At 63.6% G+C, this 3837-nt stretch carries 5 protein-coding genes and 1 pseudogene; 1 reads left to right on the plus strand and 5 read right to left on the minus strand.

Going from position 1 to position 3837, the window contains the following annotated elements; genetic code table 11:
* On the plus strand, positions 1-185 hold a 185-nt coding region (locus QZY03_RS14740; protein WP_295582290.1), incomplete at its 5' end, for an FHA domain-containing protein.
* Positions 186-215: 30 nt separating this feature from the next.
* Here the strand turns inward: QZY03_RS14740 and QZY03_RS14745 are convergent.
* From QZY03_RS14745 to QZY03_RS14765, 5 genes and pseudogenes are all read right to left on the minus strand, one after another.
* Positions 216-1109: a hypothetical protein gene (locus QZY03_RS14745; protein ID WP_295582292.1), complete on the minus strand. Its 894-nt coding sequence runs from the start codon at positions 1107-1109 to the stop codon at positions 216-218.
* Between the two features lie 4 nt (positions 1110-1113).
* Entirely contained in the window at positions 1114-2034 is a 921-nt protein-coding gene (locus tag QZY03_RS14750) for a hypothetical protein (RefSeq protein ID WP_295582294.1), read from the minus strand.
* Between the two features lie 317 nt (positions 2035-2351).
* Entirely contained in the window at positions 2352-2510 is a 159-nt protein-coding gene (locus QZY03_RS14755; protein WP_295582296.1) for a hypothetical protein, read from the minus strand.
* Complete coding sequence (locus QZY03_RS14760; RefSeq protein WP_295582297.1) at positions 2507-3277, minus strand: glycine zipper domain-containing protein; 771 nt, start codon at positions 3275-3277, stop codon at positions 2507-2509. Before QZY03_RS14760 ends, QZY03_RS14755 begins: the two co-directional genes overlap by 4 nt.
* Positions 3274-3837 (minus strand): annotated as a pseudogene (locus tag QZY03_RS14765) (HNH endonuclease); the annotation flags it as partial. The pseudogene QZY03_RS14765 and the gene QZY03_RS14760, both read right to left, overlap by 4 nt.

Consider the following 3837-nt stretch of genomic DNA (forward strand, 5'->3'; position numbering starts at 1 on the left):
ACCCCAACGATCGGCGGCCGGGATGTTGGGGTTCGTTCCTCACCCCAACCTACGGGCTCACCGATCTCAACAGCGCGAACGGCACCTTCGTGAATCAGGTGCGTATTCTCTCAGAGCAGCGCCTGGCGGTCGGCGATCTGATCGAGTTGGGAAACAGTCGGGTTGAGTTGCGCGACATCGATTGACTGAACGGTTACTGGCCTGTCGCGACGCGATCAGAAATCGACCACGCGCCACCCCTCCGAGGTTCTGGTCAACTCGATTTTGTCGTTCCGGGTGGCCAGTTTGACGGAAACGGTGGCCTGCCGACCACCTTCGATTTGTATATCGGTGACAGTTGCACCCTGGAGCAGGGTTGCCAGGCCGTCCAGATCCGCCTGCGTCGCGGTTTTGCTTCGTAGGGGCTTAAACTCCTCCGCCGCGCTGTCGGCGAAGCAATGACTCAGCAGGTCCACATTGCGTGCGGTTGCGGCAGTGATCAAGGTTTGCACCGCGGCTCTAGGGGTCGAGAAATCAGGCTCGGCCGATGTTGACAGGGGTGCGGAGCGGGGGTCGTCCGGCTGATCGCTTGGTACTGCGGCGGATGGCGATCCAGCGGTATGGTCCGGCGTCATCACCACTTTGTCGCGGTAAAAAAAGTGCCAACCGGTCCCACCGCCCTTTTTTGTTGTGATCGCAGCCAGTTGCCAGCGATCGTTCGCCAACGTGATGAGACCGTCGGCGAAGCTGTCTTGACCCAGATCGGTGATGCCCTGATCGTCGATCACCTTATATTCGATCGGCGGCTGCGGCATCGGTCGATTCCATGGCGCTTGCCTGAAGTACAGCCAACCGTCTGCTCCCTGATCGTTCATGGTGGTGACAATGAACAGCTCATAACCAACCTCGCCGAGCGTGTTCATCCCGGCGACCATGTCGCCGCCGCCGAGCTGTCGGAGGCTATCGCGGTCATGACGCAAGAACCGCCAATGTGATGAAGATCCCGCGTCAGTCGGCGTCGCGGCCGGCGACGGCGCGGGCGTGATCTCAGCAATGCACGCAGGCAGATAAACCAGAATGCCGATCCCAAGAAAAACAACAATGCGCGCAAACTGATGACGGACGTTCATTGCATTACTGCCTCTTGTAGATCGCCTTCGTCTGCTCGTCGCGGAGGGTGTCGGCGTCGAGGAAGGTGAACTGGCTCGCGGCGGCGGGATAATTCAGCTCCGTGCACACGCTGCCGCGTACACACCATTCCCTGGGCTCCCATCCAATCGGCTTCTGGCTCAGTTGAAACAGGGTCGGTGAAATAGGTGAGACGGTGTAGGTGCCCCACACCTGCACCGTCAAACCAAAGTCCCAGCGCTCGAACCGGTTGAAGTTCCCGTTGGCGTCGAGGATCGCGATGCCCTCGACCCGCGCGCCGCGCAGCACCAGGCTGGTCTGCCAGGTCCCGGCGACCGACGCGATCAGTGTTGCCGCCAATGGCGGGGGCGATGGCGAGCCGACATCCGGAGATGGCGCCGGGGTGGCGAAGGCCGGGGGTAATGGTCTGGGACCGGGCGCGGGCGGCTGCGGACCAAGCGCCGGGGCGGGCGGCGGCGCAACGGGCATTGGCTCGGCGCGCGGCGCAGGCTGAGCGACCGGCGGTGCTGAGACGGGCAATGCCGCGACGAGCGATGCCGGGTCAGCGTCGCCTCGCAACGTTCCTTTGAACGTGTGATTGGCGATGACGACTTTGACCTCGCCGGTGGTCGGGTGCTTGAGGATGACCACCTCCGCCCAGAACGCTTCCGGAATCCAACCGCTGTCCTCGCAGACGAAGGTCTGACCGTTGGCGAGGGGAACCTCCTGACCGGTCTCACAGCCCTCGAACAAAACAATATCGTTGCCGTCAGTCGTTTCAACCGCGGTCTCGCCGACCACGACGAAACCCTTTTCTTGGTAAAGCGCGACCGTATTGTCCTCGGCGCCGGCTGGGCCGGCACCGGCGACGGCGAGTAGGGCGGACAACCAGAGAACAGGCCGGGCAGCGACGTAATGAGTCATCATTCTGGGTGACACCGTGATGCGACAGACATCCGCTCGTAGCGGTAGTTCATTAGGTATAGCCAGCGGACGTGATAACCGGACGTAGGGGCTGGTTTTAAACCCGCCCCCACGCCAAGGGTCTGTCCGGATATCAGGTAGGAAGCCTATATTAGCTTAGTCCAGGCGGGGTCGATCGGCAAGGAACCGGCGTCGGCAGCAGTTCAACATGCTGGCTGAGACCCGCGCCGCGCCCACCAGGCTGCGCTGCCCGGCCCGGTTGCCTACTGTTCGCTGTGGCCATAGCCACTGCCGTGTTCCACCATCCGCTCTGCTTGATGCTAGTGTTGCAGGCCGATGTCTTCCACCTGTTTACCGGTGCTTGCGGCGATGAGTGCCATGATCTCTTGCGGTCTGGGGCAGATGTTCTTGGTCAGCGTGAAGTCACCCTGTGCGGTATGCAGCGTGTATTCATCGGTTCTGGACGTCCCGGCGGTCAAGCCTTCGCCATGCCCGTTGCCAAGCGATCGAGTGTCGCGAGGTTGTTGCGATAGCTCTTGAGTTCCTGCTCGAAGCCCGTGGTCTTGACCCCGGGGTTTTGCTTCTGAAACCGCTGGATGGCGCCCTCGAACATCCGGTACTGGTCCTGCCCACCCACCGCGGCCTTTTCCACCACCCGGCGATTGCCCCAGACCCGGCCGCGCTCCTGCTCCAACTCCTTGGCGCTGGCCTGACCCTGGGCCACCCGTTTCTGAACGGCGGACAACCGGCGCCGGTCCTCCTCAATGACAGTCTTCACATCGGCGATCAGGGTTTCGGTCGCGCGATTGGAGTTACGCACGTCCTTGATCATGGCATCGAGTTGGTCTTCCTTGTTGGCATAGCGTTCCTGCATGTGGGCGACGTACATACCGGCGATGGCGCCGACGCTGGCACCGATGATGGCCCCCCCGACGGCATCCTCGGTATCACCACCCGCCGCAACGCCGACCGCGGTGCCGACCACGGCGCCGATCAGCATCCCTTGCCAGACGGTGCGATCGAACTTCCTTGCCTGTTCGCGCAGGGCCGCTTCCTGCGGGCTGAGTTCCCCCTCGTAACCGAAGGTGTCGGGCTTGCCGCCGAATGAGAATCCCCCGATCGAGAAGCGTCCGCCAACCTCGGCCGGCGGACGCTCGGTATGGGTTTCCAGGCCGGCGGTGCAGGCGATGAGCATCAGGGTGGTTGCCATCAGGATGGCGCTGCGCCCGAATGGTTGGAGCATCATCCGTTCCTCCGCGAGAAACCCCGCCCTTCAGGTCGGGAACGGATAGCGGGCGACGGCAGCGCCGTCGCGCCCAATTGCGCATAGCCATACCCGTCGCCGCGTTGGATCACGCAGCAGTGGCGATAGCCGATGCCCTGGACGACGCCCTGCGGGGTCTGAATATTGAAGCGCCCGGTCGCCCGGACCGCGACGCGGCCCATGTGGATCCCCGCCTTCTTGCCGCTCGGCACCGTGGCCCGCACCAGGTCACCGGTCTGGAAGCCGCGCACCTGCTTGTGGCGCATCAGGTACCCGCGGGGAAAACCGTCCTGGGTCACGCGGGTGCGCTGGTAGGCCCCCCGGCCGGTGCAGCGGATCAAAAGGACCGGCGCGACCCAGCCGGTCACCCCCTCGACCACACCGACACAAGCGGCATCCAGCGCATGGGTCTTGGGTACACCCAAGCGGGTGCGGTTCCACTTGGTGCGTCCGCCCGTGCCGGTCTCCACCGCCAGGCCGGTGGCGGTCAGGGCGTTGAACAGCGACCAGCGGGTGCTGTTGACGGCCGCTGCATCGCCGAG

The sequence above is a fragment of the uncultured Lamprocystis sp. genome, assembly GCF_903933125.1.
Lineage (GTDB): Bacteria > Pseudomonadota > Gammaproteobacteria > Chromatiales > Chromatiaceae > Thiodictyon.

Bases quoted from the DNA above. Each gene is read 5' to 3' on its own strand.
- QZY03_RS14745 (WP_295582292.1), bottom strand. From the start codon at position 1,109: ATGAACGTCCGTCATCAGTTTGCGCGCATTGTTGTTTTTCTTGGGATC.
- QZY03_RS14750 (WP_295582294.1), bottom strand. From the start codon at position 2,034: ATGATGACTCATTACGTCGCTGCCCGGCCTGTTCTCTGGTTGTCCGCC.
- QZY03_RS14760 (WP_295582297.1), bottom strand. From the start codon at position 3,277: ATGATGCTCCAACCATTCGGGCGCAGCGCCATCCTGATGGCAACCACC.